Below are 26027 nucleotides of genomic sequence, written 5' to 3' on the forward strand. Positions count from 1 at the left end.
GGATTCCCGGCGCCGACGCGAAAAAAGGCCGGAGCAGAGAACAATGAGAACAATTAAATCGCATTGGCCCGTCGCCGTTTCAGCGATTCGTCATCGCGGGCGTCACGTCCGACATCGCTTGCGCCCGCGACCGGGCCAATAAGGACGCGTTGCTTTCTTCGTCGCGCATAACCAAGAACGCCTGAAGCAGGCCGCCACCGAGTCTTCGCGCGGCGGGTCGTGGCCAAGCCAATGCGGCCTAGGCCGACGCACAACAATTTATCGACGGATCTCGACATTCTGGTCGCTGGAGCTCGCACCGGGCTTTCAACGAAGCGATTCTCTGGCAAATGCGAAGCCCGAACGCCGACCGAACTGGAACGCTTCCGACTTGGCCGTCTAAATCGCAAGGGGTCGGCATTACGCTCCCCGTGCCTAACCTTCTTTGTCAGCTGGCAGTCCTGTTGTCGAGTTTAAGTGACCAAAAAATCCGAGACAACCGGCGGGCGGCGGTTTTCCAAATCGACCAGAAATTGTGCATGCTCGGCTCTGAAACGTTGCTCCCACTCGCTACTGGTCTTGCCACCCATCTTGGACATTCTGCCACCCTGGGTTTCAATGTCGCCCGACTTCAAGTTTTGATCTATGTGTGCCGCTAACCACGATAATATTTCCCTAGGCTTTGCGACGACATCCTCATATGTAAAGCGAGCAGGCGAAATATTCATACGCGTAAATAGCTCATCGTAAAAAATCTCTCCGGTCACAATGTGCTCGCACCATGTCTGAATGGCTGTCCCGTCATACTCCACGGCGTCCAAGCGAGATTTTAATACTGGGCTCTCTTGATAACTATGAAACAATCCTGACGTTACGCTTCGAAAGAGTGAAATTGCCTGAGCAATCAGATTCTCACGTCGAAGGTAGAACTTAGTTACCATATCGAGCGCATCTTTCGGTTTTTCAAGCATCTCGCACAGGCATTGGGTTTGATATGGCGACAGCTGAAGACCCATCACTCCGCTTGCGGAACGGTAGTCTGCTACAGTGCGTCTGATGTATTCATCGACGCTTGTTGTACCAACAAGACGTGGTGGTCTGCACCCCATTGCCAACTCCTCCGTGTAAATCCACCCCTCGTTGAACCATTCTTGTGGTGTCCCCAGAAATTTTGAATTCTCGGCCATCTCCATTAGCCATGTACTGCCGGTCCGCGGAAGAATGAAAATCGCGTAAAGTCGTGTCTCCGTAGCTAAATTCCTCAGCATCGCATCGTGGATCACCGCATCACGCGAAAATACCTCAGCCACCTTGTTAATCATGACGACTCCTTCAAAAAGCGGACGTTAAAATCGCTTTTACAGACTGTAAGTATACTCGTGCCATGTCACTCTAAACAATAAAGAAACGACCCCAAATTCCTGATAAATTGCCGTTCTCGACTAAATCTGATCCTCCAAGCTGCATGTCGTGCAACCGTCGCTCTTAAAGCGAGACTTGCACCCCCGCCCATCCGGCAATGCCTGCCTCGACAGCTATCGACTGAGATGTCGTCTTTGGACGATGCATGCGACCAATTCGACTCCGGTCGCGAGTGCCTTCGAAAGAGTTCGCTTATACGCATGTGGCGCTAAAATTTGATGCGAACTCGCGCTCTCATCTTGATCGACCGATTGAAGGGATTATGTCGATCACCGGAGCGAAGAATCACGCGAGATCTGACGATAAATTTTACCAGAACTAGCTTGGACGAGAGAAACAACCAGGTCATGAAAGGATGTCCGCAAATGGGCGTTGACTGGAAGCTCGGCGGCGATTCTGATCCGCGAGCGGTTGGTTGCTCGAATTAATAAGCTGTCACCCCGTGGAAGCGCTTATAGAGGTGTATCACCGGTGCGAGGTTCCGTCGAATGGGTTCATCTCAAAGAGTCAGCGGGCCGTGCGGGCTGACGGAGCGTACCGGGCGGCAGCGATCCCGAAATCACCCCTCGACCAATAGGGTCCCTCCGCGTCGCAACTCCGAATTTTGTTGGAAACAGGCCGGCGCAAAAAAAGACGATTCCATAGCTGTGCGGCGCCGAAATTGGAAAGAGCCTTTGGCCTTGCCCATTAGCGCTTGCCCCGGCACCACCCTCGGTTGGACGGCCCGTTGAGGCGCACGTTAGCGGGGGCGACGAGAAGCTTTTTTTGTTTCCGAGCAACAAATAATCACTAGCTATAGTCATCAGCAAGCCAGCTGACAGCTTTCGCTCCACCGTCACCGACTTAACCAAATGTCTTGGCTTATCTAGATCCGTCGCGCGCGCACACCCCGTGTGATACGCGAGCAGCCGCAACGACACGACCTGCAGGATCGGCGACAGCGCGCCATCGTGCTCCGGCATTCGGATCACATGAATCCCGTCTTCGCTGACGATACGCGTATCTGCGTCGGCGAACACATACAACTCTCCGCCGCGCGCGCACTTCCTGCATGTTCGACTTCAGCTTTTCGAGCAGCGCGTCGTTCGGCGCGACCGTCACCACAGGCCGCGGCCGAGGAACAGCGCATTCTCCTTGCGCCGCGAACTGCTCCGACCACGAGATGATCTGCAGTTCGAGCGCGAGCACGCTGTTCAGCGCTCCCGGCAAGTGACGCAGTTGCGTGAAGCAGAACGCATCGGCGGCGCCGTCGCCGAACAGGCTCGGACTGAACTCATCGGCTTCAGGGATAGCGTCCGTGATGGCGCGCGGCGGGCCGGCCTTCGCGAGCGACGATCTTCACGCCGTCGAGGCCGATCTCCACGACATCGCCTCCTTCGAGCAACGCGAAACGGTCGGTGCGGCCAGCGAGTGCGAGCGCGTCGGACGCGAGGAAGTTCTCGCCCTCGCCCGCGCCGACGAAGAGCGGCGAACCCTGACGCGCGCCGACGACCGTATGCGGCTGATCCTTGTGCATCACCGCGATCGCGTACGCGCCGTGCAGTTGCTTGACGGCATCCCGCACGGTCTGGAACAGATCGCCGCGATACATGTTGTGAATCACATGCGCGATGACCTCGGTGTCCGTCTGCGAGACGAACTCGTAGCCCTTGCCCTTCAGCATCTCGCGCAACGACTCATAGTTCTCGATGATGCCGTTGTGCACGAGCGCCACCGTGCAGCGCGAGAAGATCGGGTGCGCGTTGTCGGTGACGGGCGCGCTGTGCGTCGCCCAGCGCGTGTGCGCGATGCCGATTAGCCCGAATCGCGCACTTGCGCGTCGAGATCGGACACGCGCGCGACGCTGCGCGCGCGGCGCGGCTCGCCGTGGCTTAGAGGCCACGCCGCACGAGCCGTAGCCGCGATATTCGAGGCGGCGCAGTCCTTCGACCAGCACCGGGACGATGTTACGTCGCGCTACCGCGCCGACAATTCCGCATTTGGTCCTTTATTCTTGAGGCTTGCATTTCCAAAAAGCTTCTTCGACGTCCGATTGCCGTCGGGCCAAGCACAGTAATGCTGCTCATCGGCACGACGCGCGTGACGCTGGCGCGGCGGGCGGCGACGTCGACGGCGAGCATGCCGTCGAATTGATCGGGGGTACGGTTACAGCAGCGCTTCGACCCGCGATGCGCATTCCTTCTGCGCGGCGGGATCGAGCGCACCATCTGCACGCGTGCGGCGAGATAAGTAGTCGCAATTCCCGAAGCAGGGAAATAGCGTGCATGGAAGCAGCCGAACGATTTAAGCACGTCGGTTCGGAACCGTATTAGGCAGCCGCTCACGATCGATGGGTCCCTCAAGATATTTGACTTGCCGGCGATGTAGCGCATTTCGTAGCCCGCGAGACGGCCCACGAACGGCTTGTGGAGCGCGCGACAAAAAAACCGCGCATGAGGAAATCGAGCCCTGTCGGGCAGCTCCGGCAAAGGTGTTGCCTACCGACCGTCTTCAGCGGCACATTAATGGCCATCGTGTGTCGGTCGTTGCATAAAGTGATGAGCATCGAGAGAAATGGCGGCTGGGGACGAGCGCAAGCGAATTGCCGGATTTTACGGCTGACCTGCAACGGTCCTTTACAATAAAGAGTTTCCGGTATCAAGCTGCCCTCGGGCATGAGCCAAGGATCCAAATGACGCCCTTTCCCCTGTTCCTATCGGTCGTCTTGCTCGTTCGTAATCAAAGCGCTCGCGTCGAATCGCTTGTGAACGAAGTCGCGACGGCGGTCGGCGGCCTCGTCAGCGATTACGAATTGATCATCATCGACAATGCGTCCGAGGACGACAGCGTGTCGATTTTGCGAGGCATGACTTCCGAATCCGGGCAACCCAATCTTCAGGTCTATGCGCTCACCAAGGAAGTCGACGCGGACACCGCATTCTGGGTCGGACTCGAAAATGCTCTAGGCGATTTTGTCGTCGTCCTTGATCCGCTGCTCGACGACATCGGTTTCGTGGAACCGATGCTGGAGAAGGCAACCGGCGGCATCGATATCGTATTGGCTGATAATCAGGCGCGAGCCGCGGAGAGTATGCCGTATCGCGTAGCGCACCGAGCTTTCGACATGCTTTATCATTATTGCAGCGGCGTGAAATTCAGCAACGAGGCGCCGCAGTACCGGCTGGTCAGCAAGCGCGTCGTGAATTTCATCCTGCAGCACGCGCAGCCTACAATAACCTATCGGCATTTGCCGCTCACGGGTGGGTTTTCCCGGTTCAAGCTGCGTTACAGTTCGCCTCCGAAAGAGGTGCGCGCCAAGCGTCTAAGCGAAAGCATTGACCGCGGTGTACGCCTGCTTGTATCAACGACTCGCGCGCCGATGCGTCTCGTCACTTCGCTCTGCATGTTCGGAGCGGGCGCCAACCTAATTTACTCCGTGTACGTCGTCATGATCGGCCTTTTCAAGCCGAACGTCGCGCCGGGATGGGTTAGCATGTCGCTGCAACAATCGGGCATGTTCTTTCTCATTTCGCTCGTCTTGCTAGTGCTCGCCGAATACATCTTGCACATGGCGAGCCTTTCCAACGAGGGGCCGCTCTATCACGTCGGGCAAGAGTTCACCAGCGCGCGTATGACCCGCCGGGAGAAGCTCAACATCGAAGAAATTCAGACCGATGCTCGGTCGGAGCGGATTCGCTGATGCCGACGAGCGTAAAAGTGTATGACGCCGTCGTGATCGGCGGCGGTTTCTACGGCGTGGTTATCGCGCAATATCTCGTGCGTCAACGTGGTTTCAAACGGGTTTGCCTGCTCGAGCGCGAAGCGGCCCTAATGCAGCGCGCGTCGTACAACAATCAGGCGCGCGTGCACAACGGTTATCACTATCCGCGCAGTTTCACGACCGCTTTTCGCAGCCGCATCAATCTGCCCCGTTTCGTGCACGATTGGCCCGACGCCGTGGTTACCAATTTCGTGAAGCTGTACGCCATCGCGCGGCGCAACTCGAAGGTCACCGCCAGGCAATTCGAGCGGTTCTGCCGCGAGACCAGCGCGCAATTGGAACCGGCAGACGCTTCGCACCGCGCGTTGTTCGAGCCGCGCCTGATCGAAGAAGTTTTCGTCGTGCGCGAGTATGCGTTCGATTCCCGGAAGCTCGCGGCGTGGGCCGCGCAGGAACTGTCGAACGAGGCAATCGAAGTCCGTCTGAACACGCGAGCCGAAGAAATTGTGAGATCGGCCAACAACGCCTTGCGGGTAACGACTCGTTCATCGGGAGACGCTCTCGCCTCGCTGACCACCCGCTACGTCTTCAACTGCACGTATAGCGGGCTAAATCAGTTTGGCGGCGACTTTCCCGGCACACGGACACAACTCAAGCAGGAAATAACGGAAATGGCACTGTTGAAGGTGCCACCGGAACTCGAAAAGGTTGGCATCACAGTCATGGACGGCCCGTTCTTCTCGATGATGCCGTTTCCCTCGCGAGGGCTTCACACGCTGTCTCACGTACGCTATACGCCTCACCTTTACTGGAGCGACGAACGGGGCATCGATCCTTACGCGCGCCTGGCGGCCTATCATCGCGAAACGCGCGTCGACCGCATGATCCGCGATGTCGGACGCTACATGCCTGCGGTTTTCGGCGCAAAGTACGTCGAGTCTTTGTTCGAGATCAAGACGGTGCTCACCAAGAATGACACCGACGACGGACGGCCGATCTTCTTCGAAAGACACGTCGATCTGCCAGGGTGCTTTTCCGTGCTTGGCGGCAAAATCGACAACATCTACGACGTGCTGGAGAAATTGGACTCCGAACCGCTCGTCGCCTTCACCGATCTCACTCTTTCGAATCAATCGAGATGACCAACGCACTTATCGGATATACCGGCTTCGTCGGAACCACGCTGCTGAAGCAGGGCAAGTTCGAGTCGACATTCAGGTCGACTAACATCGGCGAAATCGACGATCAGTCCTTCGACACGGTGGTCTGCGCCGGAGCTCCCGCGCAGAAATGGATCGCCAACCGCGAGCCAGGAGCCGATTTGCGCAACATCGACGTGCTCATCAATCACCTGCGCCGCGTCCAATGCCGACACTTCACGCTCATCAGCACGGTCGACGTTTTCAAGAGCCCGCTCGACGTGGATGAAACCACGCCCGTCGACGAAACGGGATTGCATGCCTATGGGCTGAATCGCAGGCGGCTGGAGAAGTTCGTGCAGTCGCATTTTCCCGATCATTTGATCGTGCGGCTTCCCGGCCTCGTCGGCCCTGGGCTGCGCAAGAACGTCATCTTCGATTTTCTGAACGACAACAACGTCGCGGCCATCGACAGCCGTGGCGTGTTTCAATTCTATCCGATGATCAACCTCGCGTACGACGTCGCAACCGCTCGCAATGCGGGACTCCGTCTGATCCATCTGACAGCGGAGCCGATCAGTGTCGCCGACATCTCTGCACTCGGCTTTGGCAAGCCTTTCGCGCAACATCTCGGCAACCCGCCGGCTCGATACAACATGCGCACGCGCCACGCCGCACTCTTTGGGACCTCCGGCGACTATCAGTACAGCGCGCGCGAAACCGTGCAGGCGGTTCGCGCGTACGCACAGTCGGAGCCGGCCACAGTCAAGGCGGCCGAAGGAAGCGGATCATGAGGATCGCAGTTTCAAATATCGCGTGGGACGTCTCCGAGGATGAGACTGTCGCCGCCCTGCTCGCCCGCTATCGCGTCGACGCGATCGACTTCGCCCCCGGCAAGTATTTCCCACGACCCGCCTCCGCTACCACTGACGACATCGAACGCGTGAAAGGCTGGTGGAGTGAACGCGGCATCGAGATGATCGGCATGCAGTCTTTACTTTTCGGCACGACCGGGCTGAACGTTTTCGGCGATGCCGACAGCCAGCAGGCGTTGCTGACTCATCTCAGCGCAGTTTGCCGCATCGGCCATGGAACCGGCGCGACGCGACTGGTGTTCGGCTCGCCGAAAAACCGCGACCGCAGCGGCCTCGACGATCAACAGGCGCTGGACATTGCCGTGCGCTTCTTTCGTCGCCTAGGCGACATCGCTGCGGAGCACGAGGTCGTCGTGTGTCTCGAGCCGAACCCGCCCTGCTACGGAGCGAACTTCATGACGACAAGTGCCGACACGTGGCAAGTCGTCGAACAGATTGCTCACCCAGCGATCAAAATGCAGCTCGATTCGGGCGCAATCGCAATCAACGGTGAAGATCCGTCGGAGGTGGTTCGTGCATATGCCGACGCGATCGGCCATGTGCACGCAAGCGAGCCGGATCTGATTCCGCTCGGTGCGGGCAACTGTGACCACGCCGCGACAGGTCAAGCGGTAAGGGCGTTCTTGCCTGGGCATGTTGTCACCGTAGAAATGGTGGCGACGAAAGACGAGCCGCACTCGGTTTCGATCGAGCGTGCTGTGAAAGTCGCTATCGCGCACTACGGAGACGCTCGGGATGGAGCGTCGGTACGATGAAGTGGATCATTCTCGCACTGGGCATAGGTTCGAACGCGGCAGCAAGCGTGCTCGTCAAGCTTGCAATGCTGCCGCCGCGCAAATTCCCATCGCCCGCCGACCCGCTCGCTGCGCTGACGAACTGGCCGTTTTGGCTGGGACTCGCATTGTACGGAGCGGCTTTCCTCCTATATGCGGCAGCGTTGTCGAGACTGCCGCTCAACGTCGCTCACCCGGTGCTCACGTCGGGCGCGATTGCGACCGTCGCACTCAGTTCCGTGCTGATTTTCCGAGAACCGTTTCACTGGACGACCGGAGCCGGCATCTTTTTCATCGTGACAGGCGTGGTTCTGTTGACAATCCGCGTAGCCTGAAGAGAATCCATGAACTCAGCATCCAATTCGTCGCCGAGCGACCATCGCTCCGCCTGGCAGGTGCCCACCTTCAATACCCTTTTTTGGCTGGGCCGTGAGCATAAGGCGTCCGTCGTAATCCCGGTCATTAACGAGGGAAATCGGATTCGGAATCTGCTCACACGCATGAGCGCACTGGGCATTCCTTCGATCGCGGACGTCATCATCGTTGACGGAGGAAGCAAGGACGGATCGCTTGCGGAGGAGTTTCTCCGTACGGTCGGCGTGCGCGGCTTGTTGCTGAAGACTGCGCCGGGAAAGCTGAGTGCCCAGTTGCGTTGCGCCTATGCCTTTGTACTGGATCAGGGCTACGAGCACATCGTGACCATCGATGGAAACGACAAAGACGACCCCGAACCGATCCCGCGCTTCATCGAGACGCTAGACCTAGGTTACGACTTCGTGCAGGCGTCGCGTTTTTTGCCTGGCGGCGTCGCGGAAAATACACCCTTGTCACGCGATCTAGCTATTCGTCTTCTCCACGCGCCCATGCTAAGCCTCTTTTCAGGATTTTCCTGGACAGATACGACGCAGGGGTTCCGTGCCTATAGCCGCCGAATGCTCGTCGATCCGGAACTCAACATTTTCCGTGACGCCTTCAATACCTACGAACTGCTTGTTTATCTGTCGTACCGGGCGCCTAAGCTAGGCTATCGATGCATCGAATTGCCTACGGCGCGTCGCTATCCGAAGGGCGAGGTTCCAACGAAGATCAGCGCCATCAGGGGGAACTTTTCAGTGCTGAAGGTACTGTTCAAAGCGTGCCTTGGAGCCTATAACGGTTAGCCGAAACAGAGCTGCGTTACGTGCCCGTCGTCGCGATTTGGTTATGTCACGCGTCTGCTGGAGGCTTGCGTCCCTTCAAGGACGCAGTGCTTCTCATCGCGAAGTTTGTGGTCAAGATTGGTTTTTCAGGCCGCTTCAAGCGGGAAACAGCTTACCAGCGTCGATGAATGGCTTTCGGTCATTGATCTTCCAGGTCACGTCCGACCCAACCGCGGCTGACACCGGTGAGACCTCGAGGCTTCCCTATAAAAGGCTGCCCGACATGCACAGAAGTTTCAGACCGCGCACGATCAGTACACGACTTGCGATTGACCTCGTGCGCTATGTTGACTTCCGCTTCGCTTAACAGCGTCGGCGGGTAAGAGCGACGCCAAGGCGCCGATTCGGTAGCGCCTGCATATGGCGGACCCGAGACTTACGAAGGAGGGAGCAGCGGCTTGCGGAAATCGGCCGAAATGTCGGAGCGTATTTGTGCAACGGCGCGACCTCAACGCCCCTTTTCGCTGAAGCCTCCGGCGCGACGTCGTCAAAACGACGGTCAAGCTCGCGTAGCCTCCGCAGGCGGTGATGTACTATCGTCCCTATCGCCGCTGCAAGAAGAAAGCGTCAAGAGGATGGCCATAACCGGCGGGATGATCGGATACAGATACCGGAAATCACACGCGATGCCGGTCGGAAGAAACGAGGCGAGAAAGACCCACATCGCGGCGAGATACACCGAGATCACCAATCGGCTCGGACTCGCCACCCAATTCCTCCGGAACAACAGAATGACGGTGATGATTGCCATGATCGCCACGTAAAACCAGTTCCGCCAAACTGGAAATGCAAACACCTTTTGTAACTTTGAATAGAGTAACTGAGCGCGTGCGGAAGTTCCCGTGCGCAGATTGAGCTGCTTGACGTATTCGGCCTCGCCCTCGACGCCGACGTGGATGGGAAGACATTTATTGATATCGTGCATATCCAGCAACGACATGAAACTGCTCACCCGATGCCGCACGTACGCCATGGGATGCGCCTTGATACCGTTCAGCCATACCGAAGTCAGTGAATCGCTGCCTGCAGCATGCAGCAAATCAGATTTCAGCGTGGGTATATATAGAAAGTCTCCCCGGTCGGGTACGTAACGTTCGCGGATCCGCTTGTCGTCGTCGGCCGTGAGGCCCGGAAAGGTAGCCATCGCGTCAGGCGTCGGCATGCGTACGACCATGCCAGCAATATCGAATGTCTGCACGATCTCCGGTGCGGCAGACATGGCCCGTCCGTCGTTCCCGGCGATCGTTCGGTTGACAAGGTGGCCGGTCAGGGCCCAGGCAAACACGAACAGCGCACCACTGACGACAAGCAACTGTGTCCGGCGCCTTCCTCGCCATGTAGACAACACAATCGCGAACGGTGCGAGCATGAGAATCGGCGCCACGAATACGCCCTGCTGACGGATCAACGCGCCAGTACCGAGCATGATCGCGACGAGCGCGACGAGTCCGAATCGAATGGACGGCGACTGCATGCGCTGAGCGGCGATGCAAATCGCGAAGGTCAGCACGGCCCACGAGCCGAAGAGAACGTCCTTCCATACGATGCCGACGTAAGCAAAGACCACTGGGTTGATCAGAACGATCGAGCAAAACAGCGCTCGCGCTGCCGAGATCGTTGGTACGCTGCGTATGGCAATGATGAACGCGCCATATGTGGCGCATGCATTGAGAGCAACGAACACTGATGAGGCAACCGTGCCACCGCCCAGCCAGGCCAGTAGAGCAGACATGAAGGGAGGCTGCCAACCTACCGATCGCCCGATCGATGCCTCGTAGAGCTGCAAGATTGAGTCGTAGCTAAGTTGTCCGGGAGCATGCAATGCGATCGCCAGCACGGCCAGTAGCGCTGCAAGGAAGCACGGCATCGTGCGATATTCGATGATGGCGGAGCGCTTCATGGAGGCTTATGTTTGGGAGAATTGAGAAGCCGACTCGCGTAGTCCGGCGACGGCACGAGTTCCGGAGTTCCTTGAGGATTCCGACAGGCACGCGATCAATATGATCTGCGATGAAGAAATCCGCTCACCTTGGTCCTTTCACGACCGACAGTCAATGCCGAATTTCGTCGTTCTCGACATTTTCCAATAGGAGAAATCGCGGGAGGGAAGCGTACAGTTTGTTTGATACCGTGTCAAATGAGTAGCATGCGCTGCCCGAACGGTACCGAAGGCTATCGAGATCGAGAGTCCCGCGGCGCTTCCTGCCGCAGCTCGCGCGATCGTCGTACTGCTACGGATGAAACGTCTCGGCGACTCGGATGTAAAAGCGATTTAGGATAGCTCTCAACACTTTCAGATAGCTATGAATAGGAAAGCTCAAGGCCACGGCCGTTCCGAGCGCGGCGAGCGCGACTCGTCCGCTGCTCGTGCGATCTTCCGGCATATGCGCTGCGATCATCGGCAGCCCGAGCGCGACCATTGGCGCGAGCCCGAGAAGATGACTGCCTTGCCGACGATCATGCCGAGACCCAAAAGGCAGACGAGCATCAGGATGCAGCGGTTTTGCAGTGCGTGCCGCTCGGTTTGTCTCGCCTTCAACGCAGGGGTGGCCACCACCGGCAGCAGGGCAGGAATCACAATGCGGTAGTAGGCCAGATGCATATGCGTATCCAACCATCAAGCACGCCGACGAAGCCGATCCAGTAGAAGGCGCCCCATGTTTGCAGCGTCGCCCAAGCAATACGCGGAATATCCAAAGGATGTGACAGCAAGTGAATCTGACCCGAGATGGAACGCGGCGACGCCACCGGCGTCCACGCGGCATGATTGAACATCTCGACGAAGCCGAACGAGATTCAGTGCCGTGGCGATGACTGCGACGAACGACGCAGTAGCCCATAGTCGCTTCCGGCAAGGTCAAAAGCAGAGCCCTGGCATGAACGCCAGCAGCAACAATCCCACGTAGGGCGGGCGCGCGTTGATGCAAAGCGTCGCCAAGGCAGCGCCGATGAGGAGCGCTCGCACTCGAACCGGCCGGTTTTCATGCATAATTCGGTCGACGTAGGCAATCAGTAGGAAGCACGCCGGAATCAGCAGCACTTCATCGCTGACGAAACCAAACAACATCAGCGCGCACCGCGAAGATCGCAAGCGAGACGCGTCGGCCGTAAAGATAGCCCAAGAAGTGAGGGCCGCGCTAACCAGCAGGTCGAACAAGCAATCAAGCGTATAGGTTTGCAGTGCAGACAAACCGAACGTGCGCCCTGCCCGGATCGCGATGGCCTGATGGTGGACGCATATGCCGGATAGATGGCCGACCCTGGAAATTCTGCGTCCGCCAGGTGGCCGGTCCAATGCAGTCCGACTACCTTCGCCCGCAACGGCGCGTCGTATTTCACATCAGGCCGTGTCGCCATGGGGAACATCATGTTTGCGAGGTCAATCAGCGCGACATCGACCTCACCGCCCGACGAGCCGCCGAACCCGCTGCGCCAGGAATCTTCCGTTCGACGCTTGAAACGTACACATGAAAAATCTCGTCGGGCGTTTGCAGATGTGGACTGGTCGTGGCGAGAAAAAGTCCCGTCGGCGAGGCCAAACGCAGCACCGGGAGCGCTGCCAGCATGACCGTACCGAGCGGCGGAGGTATCTTGCTCAAAACGGCGGCAATCCAATGAGAAATGCCGAAACCCAACCCAAACCAGAACATAAGCATGCCAATTATTAGCTCGAATGTCGCCGCCGTCATGTAACGATGAAATTAGTTGTAGAAGGTACGTTTTACGATATCAGTTAAGGTTTCCTCAAAAATCACCTGCGATATTTTCAGATTTGGTTCTTCATCGGCATAAACCGCATCCATCGGAATATCCGCTACGACCGCGCGCAAGGTATTCAGCCGCAAAAGCACATCTGTTTCGTAAGAATATCGCCTGCTAATTTTACCCAGCGGAAGATGACTCGCAACCGCATCCGGACGATGTGCCTAGGATCATAGAATCGATTTCCTTTTGTGTAATGGCCCCACCCTTCGATAATAGGGATCACGAAATATGGAAGAAGAGCTGGATCCATTTTCCCGTCGCCGTCGATTTTCACGACCACATCCGCGTCATTGGCAATCGCTGCTTTTTACCCGGTCATTACGACGCCACCGACGCCTTGCTTCTGATTGCACTCGATTCTCACGCGGGGGGGGGGCGGTGCAATGCTCGCACACGAAATCACCGCTGCGCACCGGACAGCAATCATCCACAACGTGAATCTGTGATACGTCCAGGGCCAATTCGCTCGATTACTCCAGGGATAAACTCCCCCATATGCACGACGTCTACTACACAGCGGACTTGCGGCTGACTGTACCAAGCAGGCTTAGGATAAAATCCGCAAGCGAGAGTTGACACAATCGCGTCTCCCGGCGGGGCTCATGCGGCATACGAGCGGAGAAGCCGGTGCCTACCACAGGTGCTCGGAGCCGTGTGCGTCGGGCTTTGAGTTCTCATGCAAGCTCCACAATCGTTTGTAAGCGACAGGACCGGGCCGGAGCAACGTCGAAGTTGTCGCGACACGGGCCCGCTTGTCGGTCTTTGCCGACCTTTGAGTTACCTCGCGCAGCTTCGACGCCCGGCTTGGCCTTCCGCCAGGTTCTTAAGAACGCCATCCCTACCGAATCTGCTAGTATCTCAAGCTTCAGACATAATAAACTCCGCTACCGATGGCGCGGATGAATTGAAATGGTGACAGCATCAAGATCTACCGGCTGCGTCATATGGCTAACGGGCTTGTCGGGCGCAGGCAAAACGACAATTGCTGATGCTCTCGCCGCCAGACTGAGGGAAATTGGGGCGACATGCGCCGTGCTCGACGGCGACGAATTGCGTAAGGGCCTGAATTCGGATCTGGGTTTTAGTTCACAGGACCGCCTCGAAAATATTAGGCGTGTGGCTCACGTGGCCGCGGTTTGTGCGACTCACTTGGAAGTGGTGATCGTCGCGGTCATTTCTCCGTCTATCGCGTGCCGCAAACTTGCGGCCGGCATCATAGGGGAGAGCATGTTGGAGGTTTTCGTCGATGCGCCGATCTCTGTGTGCGAATCGCGGGATCCAAAAGGTCTCTATCACAAGGTCCGCGCCGGACAAGTGGAGAAGTTCACCGGAATTTCTGATCCGTACGAACCGCCCACTTCGCCAGCCCTGACGCTGAAGACTGACGTGCTTTCAATCTCTGAAGAGGTCGACAAACTGACGGCGCTCATCGAAGAACAAGCTGCGAGAAAGAATTCGCCCGCTCAAATTTTGCTTTGAGCTAGCGTTCTGTCCCAAAAATGACTTTGGATAACCGAGCCACTTTTTGCAGGATTGATTCGGTGGTCACTGTCCATACGAACGGCCGTTTGTGCCGGTTATAGTGCTCGATATAACGCCCGATGCCTGCAATAACTTGGCGCACATTCCTGAACGCCCCTCGACAGATCGCCTGCTGTGCAATCAGGCCAAACCAGCGTTCAAGCTGATTCAGCCAACTCGAATAGGTTGGCGTGAAGTGCATGTGGTAGCGCCTATGCCTGACCAGCCACGCTCTGACCTTCGGATGCTTGGGTGTCGCGTAGTTGTCGACGATCAGATGGACATCGAGAGCCGCGGGCGCAGCCTGGTCCAAATGCTTGAAAAACGCCAAGAAAATCTGATGCCGGTTGCGAGCCTTACACCGGGCAATGACTACACCCGTTGCCGTATTGAGCGCCGCTAATAGAGTAGTGATGCCATGCCCGACGTAATCATGCGTCACTCCTTCGAGGTAACCCAGCCCCATCGGCAACATCGGCTGCGTACGCTCCAGCGCCTGGCACTGGCTCTTCTCATCGACGCACAGCACCAAGGGCATTGGTCGGCGGGCTCAGATACAGCCCGACAATATCGCGCACCTCATCACGGATGTCATAGATTTGCGGCCCAAAGCCGTTAGCCAATCTATGTTGTTTTTGGCAGAAACAGGAATACCGCTGGAACACCCGTCCCTTCCACGACTTTTCATTGACTTTTCGGCTAGAATTGCGGCCTCATACTATGGCTGGAGGAGCGAGGTGTTCGGCATCAAGCGTATATTGGGATCCCGTTCGCAATCCAACGATCGCCGACCGATTGCGTCTGTCGCAATGGGCGACGCGACAAAATTCGGCGGGATTGTCGAAGCGGAGGTAATCATTTCATCTGAGGCGCTGGCGAACAGTGTTCTCTCCGTCTCTTCACCGAGCGCGCCTGAGGCAACGCTCCATATAGACGCGATTCACCCGGGACAGACCGTTCGCGTCAGAACTCACTTCCATATTCTTCCCAACGGCGAACAGCAGATCAACTTCGAGTTGAAAGAGCCGGACGGTGCAATATCGACAGAGTGTGTAGCGATCACGGTAGATCACGTACCGGGACTGGCCGAAGAAACGGCGCGCCTGCTGAAAGAAGCCAACGCTCCCCTCTTCTTCACTGGGCCTTGCGACTCCAAGTTCTACCCGTACGATCAGCACACCGCGTGGTTCGACCGCCCCGACGCAGACAGCCATATTGATGGCATGGTGGCCCGCTCGGAAATCACGAGCGAAGAGGCAAAGCAACTCAGGCAGTTTGTCGAACAAGGCTTCATGATCGTCGAAGGGCTCATAGACGATGAGTTGGTCGATGCGGTGAACGCAGAAATCGATGATGCCGTGGCAACGGGCTATCAGGGATACAAGTACGGGACTAGCCAGCGCATCGAGCATCTTCACTATCAATATCCGAGCATCAGGAAGTTGTGGCTCGACGCCCGTCATCGCCGGTATGCGGATCTCATCTTCGGAGCACGCGCCCGTCCTTGTCAGACGCTGACTTACGTCTTCGGCAGTCAACAAGACGCACACTCCGATCTCGTCCATCTGACTCCGTTTCCGGCCGGCTATATGTGTGGCACGTGGATCGCACTGCAGGACGTGGTGCCCGATAGCGGAGAACTCGTCGTTTATCCGGGTTCTCATCGTGAGCGCCGTGTTTATCTCGCGGAAGCTAACTGCAACAAGGTTGCTAACGGCGACTGGAGCGAGTTCGGACGCACTGTTTGCGCATCGTGGGCAGAGATGCTTCCAAAGTATTCGCCGGTCGTTTATCGGCCGAAGAAAGGTACGGTTCTAATATGGCACGAGAATCTTCTCCATGCCGGTTCGGGGCGCAACGATAAGGCACTGGAGCGACGCTCGATCGTCATTCACTCGTTCGCCGATGGCGCCGTGGCGTACTATGACTCGACGGGTCTGCATGGTTCTGCCGTAGCCCGCGAAGCACTGACCGACTAATCCCGCGTCAATCTGCCGCGAGAACGCGAGAGCCGAAGTGAACATAAGGCTCATAGGCAGGCTCGCGGCTATTGCGGCATTCTCTGCTCGACCACGCGCCGCGGCGCGTGACAGCAGCGGCTTATCCTTTGATTAAGCGCGACAAGGCGTAACTCTATCTCCGGTTGACAGCGAGTGTCTGCTCGTAGATGGAAAGTTTCCAATGCAGATGGGGAGACATTGGAAAGAACGTAAGCGACTCGGCTTGTGAACTTTCGCCGTTAAGGAGCCAAACCGTTTTCGGCTTAAAGGCGCCTGCCGCGCGTAAATCAAGATGAGAACTCTCATCCAGATTGTCGCGCCACAGCGCTCATCGTTTAGTCTCTATCGAGCCGCTTTTTCAAAGTCGCGCATACACGCTGTACGCGAGAACCCAATGTCGTCATGACTATCGGCGTTCACCTGATCGATGAACGCTCCAAAGGCGCCGCAGTTCCGACCAGTCTCCCCGCAAGACCCGAGAAACGACTCGTATCGGACGGGTGAGTCGCCAAGACGTAGATTGCTGGATGGCCAGCAGGCTCGCGGTCACAGCATGGGCTTGCTGTTCGCTCCGCTGGCGTTCCTCGGATGTCTGTCGGATTTGTTCGGTGAGTTGCTGAGCCTGCTCGGAAAGCGTTCTGAGTTCGTCCTCGAGCGTACGGATGGCATGCTTCGCCCGTTCACGTTCATTGAACAGAACGATCTCGCTCGCACGCACCTGTTGCGTCGCCCGTTCGCGTTCATTGAACAGAACGATCTCGCTCGCACGCACCTGTTGCGTCGCCTGATCCAACGCAACATTCAATTCATGAATGCGCTCCTGAAGCACCGCCGGCATCCACCTTCGCCCGGACTGCTGATAGGAAGCGTCCCACGGATAGTCACCGATGCTTTCACCCAGCAACGCATGCGCCGCCATCGCAACGATTTCTTCCTTGTCGTGACCCTCCCAGTCTTTAGGCGCCCAGCGGGGCGTCGTCCACATCGCGTGACGCAGGGCTTCTTTCGAATCGATCACCTTAAGCACACAGCCGGCCTCGACGAGCGATGCATCAAGGACGGGCGACGCGCCCCGTGTGGCCCAAAGCCCCGCTTCATAGGCAAACGGAAAGTCGATTTCCTCGCATTGGTTGAAGTTGGTCGGCGATAGAGCAGGAAACGCTACATAGGAAAGGCGATAGCCCTGCTGCAAAAGCAGTTCCGCCAAATTCAAGGACTCCGGCGTCTCGTTGCACTCGATCCAGAGCGACGCGTTGGACGACGCGGTATAGTCGAGCGACGATTCAATGATCTCGCGCTCCATCCCCTCGGCATCGAGCTTGATCAGATCGAATGGACCGTACTGGTCCGCGAGTTCGCTCAAGCTCACCGCTCGTTGCGCGGCAGGCGCGGACACCCGATTCTCACGATTGGCGACCAACGAGAAGGAACCGGCGTTCGCCGGATCGACGAATCCATTCGGCGCGCTTCCGGAAGCACCGACGACCCCTTCAACCACAACATGTTCAGCCGCAAGGTTTTTCTCGATGTTATGACGCAGCAACGGCACGACAGCCGGATTAGCGTCGACCAGGCAGGCGAACGCCACTTTGGTCAACTGAGCAACGCCGAGTGAGAATGTACCGAGGAACGCGCCGACATCTGCAATGCGTGCATTATCGGGCAGCGCACTCGCTACGAACCGAACTTCGTATTGCGCCCATTCACCATATTTCGCGAGGATCTTGCAGATAAGGTCCTGCTTAGGATCGAGCGTTTCGAGTTCGCCATATCGCGTCACAATCTTCGGCATCAGCCAATTCTCCAGAATTCGTCTCTCTCGGCGAGTTTCAGCGCTCGCGGAGTGTCAAGCCTTGTTCAATCAGTTGATGCCTTGATCCAGACACCATTTCTTGTAACCGCCGTTTGCCGTCGAAAAGGGATCGGCGAAAGCAGCGTGCAAATCTCCGCGACCCCGCCATGCGAGGCGATGCGGGCGAGGCACCGGGGTTCCGTCGTCATAGACGCCGTACGCCCAATAGCTCTTGGGCAAGCCGGTCGCGACATTCTCGGTCAGCCGCTCGCGGTACCAGCGCAGCAATTCGAATACTTCCGACCGGCCGTACGAGTAATGCCGGAGGACCGCTTCGCCCACAGAATTGACTTTCGTGAAGTGGAAAAAGCGAAGTTCGGATTTCCCCGCCAGAATGCGGCCATCGGGAAGCAGACTGATCGGGCGAGTACTCAGATTCCAGCTCGCGACGTTATAACCGCTGTCGCGCAACACCCCGACCGAATCGAAGAGCGCCGGAACAAGATCGCACCAGCGTTGATCGGTGAAAAGACCGTTGGGGACGTCGTCATGGCAAAAGCACAGCAGCCTGTCGCGCCACCATCTTGCGAACGCCCGCCCGCTTTCCGAGTTACGAACCGCGACGAAACCCAGATTGTAGACGCCATGCTTCAGCGACCCGATTTCGTTGTCTATGACGCCCGTGATCGTCTCTTCCGGCGTGATGACATGGGGTGTCAAGACGACCGAATGTGTCTCGAGCGTGGCCAGCACATGCTCGAGAGGCGCAAACACCGCCGTGTCCGGATCGAGATAAACGACGCCGTCGACATCATCCTGAAGGAGGCGGTCCATCATCGCGCCCTTGACGGCCGTGCACAGTTCCACGACATCGTGTCCGAAGGCCCATTGCTTCCAGTTGTCGATGCCGAGCTCGGCGACCGTCACCATATGGTCGAAGACTTCGTCGGAGATATCGAACTCGAAGCCATCCGGCTTCTCGTCCGACATGAGCAGCCAGAGCGTCCAGTCGGGATGAAAGCGACGGACGGTTTCCGCCAGCACCCGCGCTCTGTCGAGATAGCTATATGAAATGCTGGTATAGCAGTGGATTTTCATGCGCGGCGCTCCGTCGACACGAGTTCCGAGGAATAAGCGTTCAGCTCAATGTTTCCGTATCTGCGCGCGGCTTCATCCACCCATTTGATGACATCCCCACTCGCAAACGCCGCTTGCAGTTCGACCTCCTCGGCAAGCGACCGGCCCCGCGCTTCCGGCGTGTCGCACACCATCGGCCATACGTTTCCCGCTCCGAGACGAGCCACGATGAACGCGCCCGCCGCAATGGATTCCTGAGTCGTGAAGGAAAAACTCTCGAAACAGGCGGACCAGTTGATGACAACATCGATTTCACTGTCACGCACTGCGCGCGCCATTGCCGTGCGATCGTCGGGTGTGACGGTCACCTGCCGGAAGGTCACGCCGGGGACTTTCATGTCCCTGCTGCCCAGATGGTAGAAGTCGTATCGCTCGTCCTTGTGATGCCAGCGGCACAAAGCTTCGTAGACATCCCAGCCCTTGTGATAAATCGGTGTGCCGATGAAGGCGATACGCAGCGGACGATCGGGTGTACGAGCCGCACGCGCGCCATCGAATTCGATCCGGCTGGGCGCGATCACGACCGCACGGCTATGCGCGTATCCGCCCTTTTCTTGCCAGAACTGGAGGATGGTGCGCGACGGCGCGGCAACGACCGGCTTCGCGTCGTCGAAGAACGCCTTCATGCGCTCGACATGTTCGCCGCGCTCCAATCCGCTATGGCAGATGCCGCACACTGCGGATCGGTTCGGCGGCGCCTTGCAGAAGCGCGTCTCGTTGCGCAGCAAGTGCACGCTCGGACAGAGCGTGAAGAGATCGTGGATCCAGACCAGCGGCTCTTCCTTGCTGGCCACGATGAGCGCGCCGACCAACTCCGGTGCGAATCCGAGCAGATGATGAACGATCGGCTGAATGCGCGTCCCGTCCCGGGCCAGTTCATCGACGACGGCGATCAGATCCGACATGCGGATCACGCCGCAGGTGCTTCCGTTCAGCGACATGACCAGCAGGAAATCTTCCGCTTTCCCCGGCGGCGCGAGCAATGGCAACGGCTGATTCGGACAGACATGCAGAAACGCCCAGCCATCGGCCATCAACGCGCGCTGCTCGTCTCCGACGACGTTCTGAACGCCGCCCGAGATGGTGAGATAGTGATCGTGGCTGAAAATGATGGCCAGACCGGAAGGGTTCGACCGAAGCGCATCCGTCACCAGACTACACAAATCACCGACGGGGAGCGGCTTGTCCTGCCGTACGGGCATCCACTCGCGCGCCCGAACACGGGGAGAAATCGCGCCCAGGATATTCGGGATAACGCGACTCGTGGAACTTCGGTAAGCCCATCCTTGGCTCACCGCATCGGCGACTGTGATTTCGCTGCGCGAATCGTAATTCAAAGCATCCCTTCCTTTCAGTATTCACGAAGACGTGGCACGTAGAATTACTCACGAGAACGGCTAGAACGACTTGATTCGCGCTCGACGTTCGGTGACAAAGCCTCGAAAAGCGGATCTTACCAGTTCGAAACGTGCCTCCCCGAAGAGGCAATATCCTTCGTTGTCGCGAAGACGCTCATGCGGCCTGCAACGAAGATCGCAAATGAACTCAATAATGCAACAATCCGGCAACAGATCCGATCGCCCGGCCAGGATCGCCCGGCGCCGCATTTTATCTAACGTTCTCAGGAACGCAACGCACGCAACATCGAAATCCCGCGTTGAAGCGGCGCGGTAGCGCGCCAACTGGTCGACAGACGCAGGGCGGAGATGGACGCTTCGAGCTCGTGAATCCTTGCGTGTGCTTCCCGAATATCCTCGGTCATGAGCGCACGCTTGATGTCGGAGTCCGTCTTCAGGGACTGCAACGTGTGGCTCGCCTCCGCCGCCTCTTCCCAAATCCGCCGAAGCAGCCCGTTTCTGACGGCCTTGTAATCGGTTGCGTTCGCACGTTGTCCGGGCTCGCACAATCGCAAGTGAGCATGGAATTCACATCCGGCATCCACGATTTGGACCACATCGAATGGAGCCAGCCCAGGAAGCCGACATCGCGAATCAGCAATTCGAACGACGCCGACGTGAAAACCGAACAATGCGCGTCGCAATAATTGGTCGCCGTTGCTTAGGCGCAGCTTCTAGTCCGCGAAAAGCTGTTCGAGCTCCAGATCCGCTTCCACTCACTCAGGCGGCGCGCCGCGAAAAAAGGCGTAGCTTTTCTTTTTTCGCCCTCATTGATATGAGCAAATACCTCTCTGAAATCGAAGTTCTGTGCAGGCGTTCGGCCTTTCCCGTTCATCGACGAACGCCTGAATCCATTCCGATAGCCGCGTGACCGGCCGCAGGTAATCGAAGCACGCACAGCGATCAGGAATCGCGATCGAAAGTATCCCGCCCGGCTTGAGCGCTTCCGCGCAACCGCGCAAGAAGCGAATGGGGTTAGGCAAATGCTTCTTCTGCCCTCGCGCGCCGACGAGTTCTCCTATGCTCGTCGAGGAGCCGATCAGATCCCCCTCGATATTCGCAAGCAGTGACTGATCGACATTGGGATCGTTGGATGCGCGCTCGCGTAAAGTGGCCGTGTCGAATACGTCGAGAACCAGGCATCGGTAACCGTCCCGCTTCCGCGCGATTGTGCCAAACCACGGCCCGATCGATACCGCATTGAGATTTGGAGATGTACTTCAGAATCGAATCCCTGCGATCCATCGGCGACTCCTCGAAGCTGCTCGCTCAATCGTATCCGTCGACACGGACGCCATAACAATTCTTTGCACATGCCGCCGCCATATAGCGCGCCGCGCAGAGCCGCCGGACACGGGCCGTTGCTCGGTATACTGATGGGTCCGGACTCTCCAATGCAAACTCTTCTCGACTGCATGCCGAACCAAACCAACGCACAGAATGTAGCAATGTCAGATACCGACGAGCTTGCCGCCCTATGTAACACCGCCCTGGACCCGCTTTTCTGGCGTGCTGATCGTACCGATGCGCTGAGCGCCTGGTGCGGACACATCCCCTTCGCGCATTGGCTCGTTGCAGCGCTGCGGCCGAAGTCGATCGTGGAATTGGGCACCCACAGCGGCGTCTCGTACTCCGCATTCTGCGCCGCAGTTGAAAAAGCGCAGTTGGACACCCGCTGCTATGCCGTCGACACATGGCGTGGCGACGCCCATGCAGGCACCTACGACGAACCGGTATTCGACGACCTGCAGGCTTACCATCAGCGCCGTTTCGCCACGTTCTCGACGCTGCTTCGTACGACCTTCGACGAAGCCGTAACACAATTTCCCGATGCGTCGATCGATCTGCTGCACATCGACGGTTGCCATACGTATGACGCCGTCCGGCACGACTTCGAGCAGTGGTTACCGAAGCTCAGCGAGCGGTCCGTCGTTCTCCTGCACGACACCAATGAAAGGAAAGCCGACTTCGGGGTATGGCGTCTCTGGTCGGAATTGCGCGAGTCCTACCCTGCTTTCGAGTTCCTGCATGGTCACGGATTGGGTGTGCTTCTGACGGGCGACGCTATCCCGCCTTCGGTGCGCGGTCTTGGCGAACTCGACGCCGCCCGCGTGGCGAACCTCAGAAACCGCTTCGCCGTTCTCGGCGAGCGCTGGGAGGCTGAACATAGCGAACGCTTGCGCGCGAACGCGGAGCGTCAGCATTCGGACGCAGCCAGCGGGATCGACGAGATCCATCAGCGCCTGCAACAAGCCGAAAGCGCATTGAACGCCGCCACAAGGCTCGCGGAACGCGAAACCCAACAACGCCTCACCCTCGAACTCGACTTGCGCAAGGCGCGAGCGCGCCTCCTTTCCGTAGAAGACGCGCGCGCCGACCTCGAAGCGCAAATGGAACGCGCCCTCGACGATGCCCAAACGCGCGCATCCGAGGCGGAAGAAGCCTTGCGCGGCATCGAATCCAGCACCATCTGGCGCGCCACTCGCCCGCTGCGCTCGGTGCTCGCTCATGCGCCCGGAGGACGCCGCAATGTCGGCGCGGTCTTACGCGCGCGCGGCGCGCGGATCGCAAAACAACTTCCCCTCGGCCTCGGCGGACGTGCGCGTCTGGAAGAAAACGCGCGCATCATCGCGAACTCGCCGCTCTTCGACGCCGAGTGGTACGTGCAGCAACATCCCGATGCGGGCTCGGGAAAAAGCGCGGCCCATCACTACGCGAGCGCCGGCACCGTGGAGCAGCACGACCCGAGTCCGCTCTTCGATGCGCAGTGGTATCTCAAGCAGAATCCGGACGTCGCGGCTCACGGCATCAATCCGCTCGTTCATTTCGAGAAATTCGGCCGCGCCGAAGGCCGCGCCATGCGCGCGCTCGACGGCAAGACGGCCCCGCCCGCGATCGAACCGGTCGAACCCGCCTTCCCCGCGCCGGCGCCCGGCTGGAAGCCCGAACCGGCCGGTCCGGAACTGCACTCGCTCCTGACGCAACGATTCGCGCCGATCGCGCCGCTCCGCATTTTCTGTGTCGCGGGGCAGGAGCGGCATGTAACGCTCATCCTCGACACCGCCGACGGCGGCCCGCTAGCTACCGATCCGCGCGCCGGCCTCGCGCTCGCCGTCACGCTCGCGAAACGTCTGGGCGCGGGCCTGCGCGTCGTAACGCGCCAGAAAGCCGTCGACGCCGGCAACGTCGATGCGCTGTTCAGGCATCATGGGATCGCGTGGGACGGCAACATCGACTTCGTGTTCTCGGCGGTGAAGGATGGCCCGGCAGTCGCGGTCGGCGCGGATGACATCTTCATCGCGACGAACTGGTGGAACGTGCACGCCGCGATTCAGGTCGTCGAACCGCGCCGGATCGTTCATCTCATTCAGGAAGACGAACGCGCGCTCTACGCGTGCGGCGAAGAACAACTGCGCTGCGCTGAAACGATATCGACGCCGGGATTGCGCCTCGTGGTCGATTCGCAGACGCTGCACGCGCATCTCGCGGCGAGCGGCATCGTCCGGGGCGACACGCCGTGGTTCGAGCCCGTCGCGGCTTCCGGAAACGCCAAGGACGCGCCGCGCGTGGCGGGCGGCAAACGCCGGTTCGCGTTCCACGCACGGCCCGACCAGCCGCGTCATCTCTACTGGCGCGGCCTCGAAGCGATCGGCGCGTGCCTCGAAGACGGGATCCTGAATCCACAGGAGTGGGACGTGCATTTCTTCGGCGCGGGCCTCACGCCGCTGGCGCTGCCCGGCTCGGTTTATCCGCACCTTCACGAGGCCGTGTCCTTCACCGAGGCGCACGCGGTTCATACCGCCGACGTCGCACTGTGCCTCGTCGAATCGCCGCATCCCGGCTACGTGACGCTCGATCTCGCCCGCGCCGGCATTCAGGTCGTGTCGAATCGATACGGCGTCAAGACTTCGCTCGAACGCTATGCGCCGAATCTGCTCTGCGTCGATCCGACCGTCGCGAGCCTAAAAGCCGCGATTCGCGAGGCCGCCCAGCGCGGGCGCGCGCCCGAGGCTGCCGCCCGTTCGATGAACTGGGACGCGGTGTTCTCGTCGGCATTGGCAAGTCTCGAAACGGGAGCATCGCGCAATGTTTAATTCTGTGTACGAGAAGCCGCTGCATTACGCGCATCCCTGGGACCTGAACTTCGAGCGGCGCTACGAAGCGCTGATGAAACGTCCCCGCCGCGTCGCCTACTTCTACGAGAAGCCCGATAGCACCACCTTCCGCTATCGCGTCTTCAACATGTCTCAGGCGCTCGAAGCCGATACGGTTGCAGACGTTTCCGCCTCGTGGTTTTTCCGCGAAGACATGCCTCATATGGCGCGCATCGTCGACCGCGTCGATGCGCTCGTCTTCTGCCGCACGCATTTTTCGCCGTCCATCGGCGCACTGATCGACCGCGCGCGGCGACGCGGCGTGCGCGTGCTCTTCGACGTCGACGATCTCGTCTTCGATACCGATTACGTCCATCTCATTCTCAGTTCGCTCGATCAGGACGCGAACAATGAATCGGCGCTCAACGGCTGGTTCGCGTCAATTGCGCGCCAGGGCACGTTGCTCAAGATGTGCGACGGCGCCATCGTGACGAACGCGTTTCTCGGCGATCGCATTCGCGCATTCGCGCCGTCGCTCCCTGTCAGCACCGTCCCTAATTTCCTCAATCGTGATCAACAGGCCATATCCGAGCGGATGTTCGAGCAAAAGCAGGAGCGTGACTTCGAGTCTTCACAACCGTTTCATATCGGCTACTTCAGCGGCACGCCCACGCATCGGCGCGATTTCGACATTGCTGCGCCGGCGCTCGCGCGACTGCTCCGCGACGACAGCCGGCTCAGGCTGCTGATCGTCGGCGCGCTCGAATCCGCCGCGATTCTCAAGCCGTACAAGCACAGGATCGACCGCTATCCGTTGCAGGACTACATGAACCTGCAACGTCTGATCGCGCGCACCGAACTGAATATCGGCCCGCTCCTCGACAACCCGTTCACGAACTGCAAATCGGAGCTCAAGTTCTTCGAAGCGGCGATCACGGGCACGGTCACGATCGCGAGCCCGACCTATGCGTTCCGGCAGGCGATCTCGGACGGCGTCACAGGACTGCTTTCCCGGTCGCACGAATGGCACACGAAGCTTGAGCGCGCGGTCGAATTGCTCGATGACCGGCAGCGCTATGCGAACATGAGCGTCGCGGCTTACGAGCACGCACGAAACGTCTATGGATGGAACCGGCAGACCGCAGCGATTCAGCGGGCGCTCTTTGGCAATGCAGCGGAGCAACGGCTGACGCAGACAGACGGGAAGGCCGAAGTCTCCGTCGCGACGTGAAAA

Annotated in this window: 19 protein-coding genes and 2 pseudogenes; 10 read left to right on the plus strand and 11 right to left on the minus strand. The window is 58.6% G+C overall.

Annotated elements, in window-relative coordinates; genetic code table 11:
- Positions 1 to 452: 452 nt before the first annotated feature.
- The 3 genes and pseudogenes from NCR93_RS10720 to NCR93_RS10730 form a co-directional block, all read right to left on the minus strand.
- Positions 453 to 1301: a Stf0 family sulfotransferase gene (locus NCR93_RS10720; RefSeq protein ID WP_250518278.1), complete on the minus strand. Its 849-nt coding sequence runs from the start codon at positions 1299 to 1301 to the stop codon at positions 453 to 455.
- A gap of 957 nt (positions 1302 to 2258) precedes the next feature.
- Positions 2259 to 3373, minus strand: a pseudogene (locus NCR93_RS10725) (glutamine--fructose-6-phosphate aminotransferase); the annotation flags it as partial.
- The gene (locus tag NCR93_RS10730; RefSeq protein ID WP_250518279.1) at positions 3348 to 3869 is read right to left on the minus strand and encodes a hypothetical protein; all 522 of its coding nucleotides are present in this window, start codon (positions 3867 to 3869) and stop codon (positions 3348 to 3350) included. The gene NCR93_RS10730 and the pseudogene NCR93_RS10725, both read right to left, overlap by 26 nt.
- Before the next feature lie 203 nt (positions 3870 to 4072).
- On the opposite strand from NCR93_RS10730, the gene NCR93_RS10735 reads away from it, so the two are divergent.
- Genes NCR93_RS10735 through NCR93_RS10760 form a run of 6 tightly spaced genes read left to right on the plus strand, consistent with a single transcriptional unit; the run spans position 4073 to position 9048 of the window.
- Positions 4073 to 5080 (plus strand): glycosyltransferase family 2 protein, encoded by a 1008-nt coding sequence (locus tag NCR93_RS10735; RefSeq protein WP_250440096.1) that lies wholly within the window; start codon positions 4073 to 4075, stop codon positions 5078 to 5080.
- Positions 5080 to 6243, plus strand: a complete 1164-nt coding sequence (locus NCR93_RS10740) for an FAD-dependent oxidoreductase (RefSeq protein ID WP_250518280.1) — start codon at positions 5080 to 5082, stop codon at positions 6241 to 6243. The genes NCR93_RS10735 and NCR93_RS10740 overlap by 1 nt, the downstream gene beginning before the upstream one ends.
- The gene (locus NCR93_RS10745; protein WP_250440098.1) at positions 6240 to 7034 is read left to right on the plus strand and encodes an NAD-dependent epimerase/dehydratase family protein; all 795 of its coding nucleotides are present in this window, start codon (positions 6240 to 6242) and stop codon (positions 7032 to 7034) included. The genes NCR93_RS10740 and NCR93_RS10745 overlap by 4 nt, the downstream gene beginning before the upstream one ends.
- Positions 7031 to 7870, plus strand: coding sequence for a sugar phosphate isomerase/epimerase family protein (locus tag NCR93_RS10750; RefSeq protein WP_250440099.1), 840 nt, complete (start codon positions 7031 to 7033; stop codon positions 7868 to 7870). The genes NCR93_RS10745 and NCR93_RS10750 overlap by 4 nt, the downstream gene beginning before the upstream one ends.
- Positions 7867 to 8223 (plus strand): DMT family transporter, encoded by a 357-nt coding sequence (locus tag NCR93_RS10755; RefSeq protein WP_250440100.1) that lies wholly within the window; start codon positions 7867 to 7869, stop codon positions 8221 to 8223. Before NCR93_RS10750 ends, NCR93_RS10755 begins: the two co-directional genes overlap by 4 nt.
- Positions 8224 to 8232: 9 nt before the next feature.
- The gene (locus tag NCR93_RS10760) at positions 8233 to 9048 is read left to right on the plus strand and encodes a glycosyltransferase family 2 protein (protein ID WP_250440102.1); all 816 of its coding nucleotides are present in this window, start codon (positions 8233 to 8235) and stop codon (positions 9046 to 9048) included.
- 538 nt (positions 9049 to 9586) lie between these two features.
- On the opposite strand, the gene NCR93_RS10765 is transcribed toward NCR93_RS10760, so the two are convergent.
- From NCR93_RS10765 to NCR93_RS10780, 4 genes are all read right to left on the minus strand, one after another.
- The gene (locus NCR93_RS10765) at positions 9587 to 10987 is read right to left on the minus strand and encodes a hypothetical protein (RefSeq protein WP_250518281.1); all 1401 of its coding nucleotides are present in this window, start codon (positions 10985 to 10987) and stop codon (positions 9587 to 9589) included.
- 495 nt (positions 10988 to 11482) lie between these two features.
- The gene (locus NCR93_RS10770; protein WP_250518282.1) at positions 11483 to 11689 is read right to left on the minus strand and encodes a hypothetical protein; all 207 of its coding nucleotides are present in this window, start codon (positions 11687 to 11689) and stop codon (positions 11483 to 11485) included.
- Between the two features lie 255 nt (positions 11690 to 11944).
- On the minus strand, positions 11945 to 12244 hold the full coding sequence (locus NCR93_RS10775; RefSeq protein ID WP_502799849.1) for a hypothetical protein: 300 nt from the start codon (positions 12242 to 12244) through the stop codon (positions 11945 to 11947).
- A 226-nt stretch (positions 12245 to 12470) separates the two neighbouring features.
- On the minus strand, positions 12471 to 12743 hold the full coding sequence (locus NCR93_RS10780; RefSeq protein WP_250440108.1) for a hypothetical protein: 273 nt from the start codon (positions 12741 to 12743) through the stop codon (positions 12471 to 12473).
- A 1018-nt stretch (positions 12744 to 13761) separates the two neighbouring features.
- Between NCR93_RS10780 and cysC the strand changes: the two genes are divergently transcribed.
- Positions 13762 to 14331 carry an adenylyl-sulfate kinase gene (gene cysC / locus NCR93_RS10785; protein ID WP_250440109.1) on the plus strand — a complete coding sequence of 190 codons (570 nt, stop codon included), beginning with the start codon at positions 13762 to 13764 and terminating at the stop codon, positions 14329 to 14331.
- 1 nt (position 14332) lies between these two features.
- Here the strand turns inward: cysC and NCR93_RS10790 are convergent.
- Positions 14333 to 14957, minus strand: a pseudogene (locus tag NCR93_RS10790) (IS630 family transposase); the annotation flags it as partial.
- A 153-nt stretch (positions 14958 to 15110) separates the two neighbouring features.
- On the opposite strand from NCR93_RS10790, the gene NCR93_RS32010 reads away from it, so the two are divergent.
- A complete protein-coding gene (locus NCR93_RS32010) occupies positions 15111 to 16352 on the plus strand; it encodes a phytanoyl-CoA dioxygenase family protein (protein WP_250518286.1) in 1242 nt (413 codons plus the stop codon).
- 427 nt (positions 16353 to 16779) lie between these two features.
- Here NCR93_RS32010 and NCR93_RS10800 read toward each other — a convergent pair whose 3' ends face one another.
- The 3 genes from NCR93_RS10800 to NCR93_RS10810 form a co-directional block, all read right to left on the minus strand.
- Positions 16780 to 18165 (minus strand): FkbM family methyltransferase, encoded by a 1386-nt coding sequence (locus NCR93_RS10800; protein ID WP_250518287.1) that lies wholly within the window; start codon positions 18163 to 18165, stop codon positions 16780 to 16782.
- 69 nt (positions 18166 to 18234) lie between these two features.
- Positions 18235 to 19263, minus strand: a complete 1029-nt coding sequence (locus NCR93_RS10805; RefSeq protein WP_250440112.1) for a hypothetical protein — start codon at positions 19261 to 19263, stop codon at positions 18235 to 18237.
- Entirely contained in the window at positions 19260 to 20639 is a 1380-nt protein-coding gene (locus NCR93_RS10810; RefSeq protein ID WP_250532212.1) for a glycosyltransferase family protein, read from the minus strand. Before NCR93_RS10810 ends, NCR93_RS10805 begins: the two co-directional genes overlap by 4 nt.
- Positions 20640 to 22147: 1508 nt before the next feature.
- Here NCR93_RS10810 and NCR93_RS10815 point away from each other — a divergent pair.
- On the plus strand, positions 22148 to 24793 hold the full coding sequence (locus NCR93_RS10815; RefSeq protein ID WP_250532213.1) for a rhamnosyltransferase WsaF family glycosyltransferase: 2646 nt from the start codon (positions 22148 to 22150) through the stop codon (positions 24791 to 24793).
- The gene (locus tag NCR93_RS10820) at positions 24786 to 26024 is read left to right on the plus strand and encodes a glycosyltransferase (protein ID WP_250440117.1); all 1239 of its coding nucleotides are present in this window, start codon (positions 24786 to 24788) and stop codon (positions 26022 to 26024) included. Before NCR93_RS10815 ends, NCR93_RS10820 begins: the two co-directional genes overlap by 8 nt.
- The last annotated feature ends 3 nt before the right edge of the window (positions 26025 to 26027 follow it).

It is taken from the genome of Caballeronia sp. ATUFL_F1_KS39 (assembly GCF_023630985.1).
Lineage (GTDB): Bacteria > Pseudomonadota > Gammaproteobacteria > Burkholderiales > Burkholderiaceae > Caballeronia > Caballeronia zhejiangensis.

Bases quoted from the DNA above. Each gene is read 5' to 3' on its own strand.
- NCR93_RS10765 (WP_250518281.1), bottom strand. From the start codon at position 10,987: ATGAAGCGCTCCGCCATCATCGAATATCGCACGATGCCGTGCTTCCTT.
- NCR93_RS10735 (WP_250440096.1), top strand. From the start codon at position 4,073: ATGACGCCCTTTCCCCTGTTCCTATCGGTCGTCTTGCTCGTTCGTAAT.
- NCR93_RS10760 (WP_250440102.1), top strand. From the start codon at position 8,233: ATGAACTCAGCATCCAATTCGTCGCCGAGCGACCATCGCTCCGCCTGG.
- NCR93_RS10815 (WP_250532213.1), top strand. From the start codon at position 22,148: ATGTCAGATACCGACGAGCTTGCCGCCCTATGTAACACCGCCCTGGAC.
- NCR93_RS10745 (WP_250440098.1), top strand. From the start codon at position 6,240: ATGACCAACGCACTTATCGGATATACCGGCTTCGTCGGAACCACGCTG.
- NCR93_RS10820 (WP_250440117.1), top strand. From the start codon at position 24,786: ATGTTTAATTCTGTGTACGAGAAGCCGCTGCATTACGCGCATCCCTGG.
- NCR93_RS10755 (WP_250440100.1), top strand. From the start codon at position 7,867: ATGAAGTGGATCATTCTCGCACTGGGCATAGGTTCGAACGCGGCAGCA.
- NCR93_RS10740 (WP_250518280.1), top strand. From the start codon at position 5,080: ATGCCGACGAGCGTAAAAGTGTATGACGCCGTCGTGATCGGCGGCGGT.
- NCR93_RS10770 (WP_250518282.1), bottom strand. From the start codon at position 11,689: ATGCATCTGGCCTACTACCGCATTGTGATTCCTGCCCTGCTGCCGGTG.
- NCR93_RS10805 (WP_250440112.1), bottom strand. From the start codon at position 19,263: ATGAAAATCCACTGCTATACCAGCATTTCATATAGCTATCTCGACAGA.
- NCR93_RS10800 (WP_250518287.1), bottom strand. From the start codon at position 18,165: ATGCCGAAGATTGTGACGCGATATGGCGAACTCGAAACGCTCGATCCT.
- NCR93_RS10750 (WP_250440099.1), top strand. From the start codon at position 7,031: ATGAGGATCGCAGTTTCAAATATCGCGTGGGACGTCTCCGAGGATGAG.
- cysC (WP_250440109.1), top strand. From the start codon at position 13,762: ATGGTGACAGCATCAAGATCTACCGGCTGCGTCATATGGCTAACGGGC.
- NCR93_RS10780 (WP_250440108.1), bottom strand. From the start codon at position 12,743: ATGCTTATGTTCTGGTTTGGGTTGGGTTTCGGCATTTCTCATTGGATT.
- NCR93_RS10720 (WP_250518278.1), bottom strand. From the start codon at position 1,301: ATGATTAACAAGGTGGCTGAGGTATTTTCGCGTGATGCGGTGATCCAC.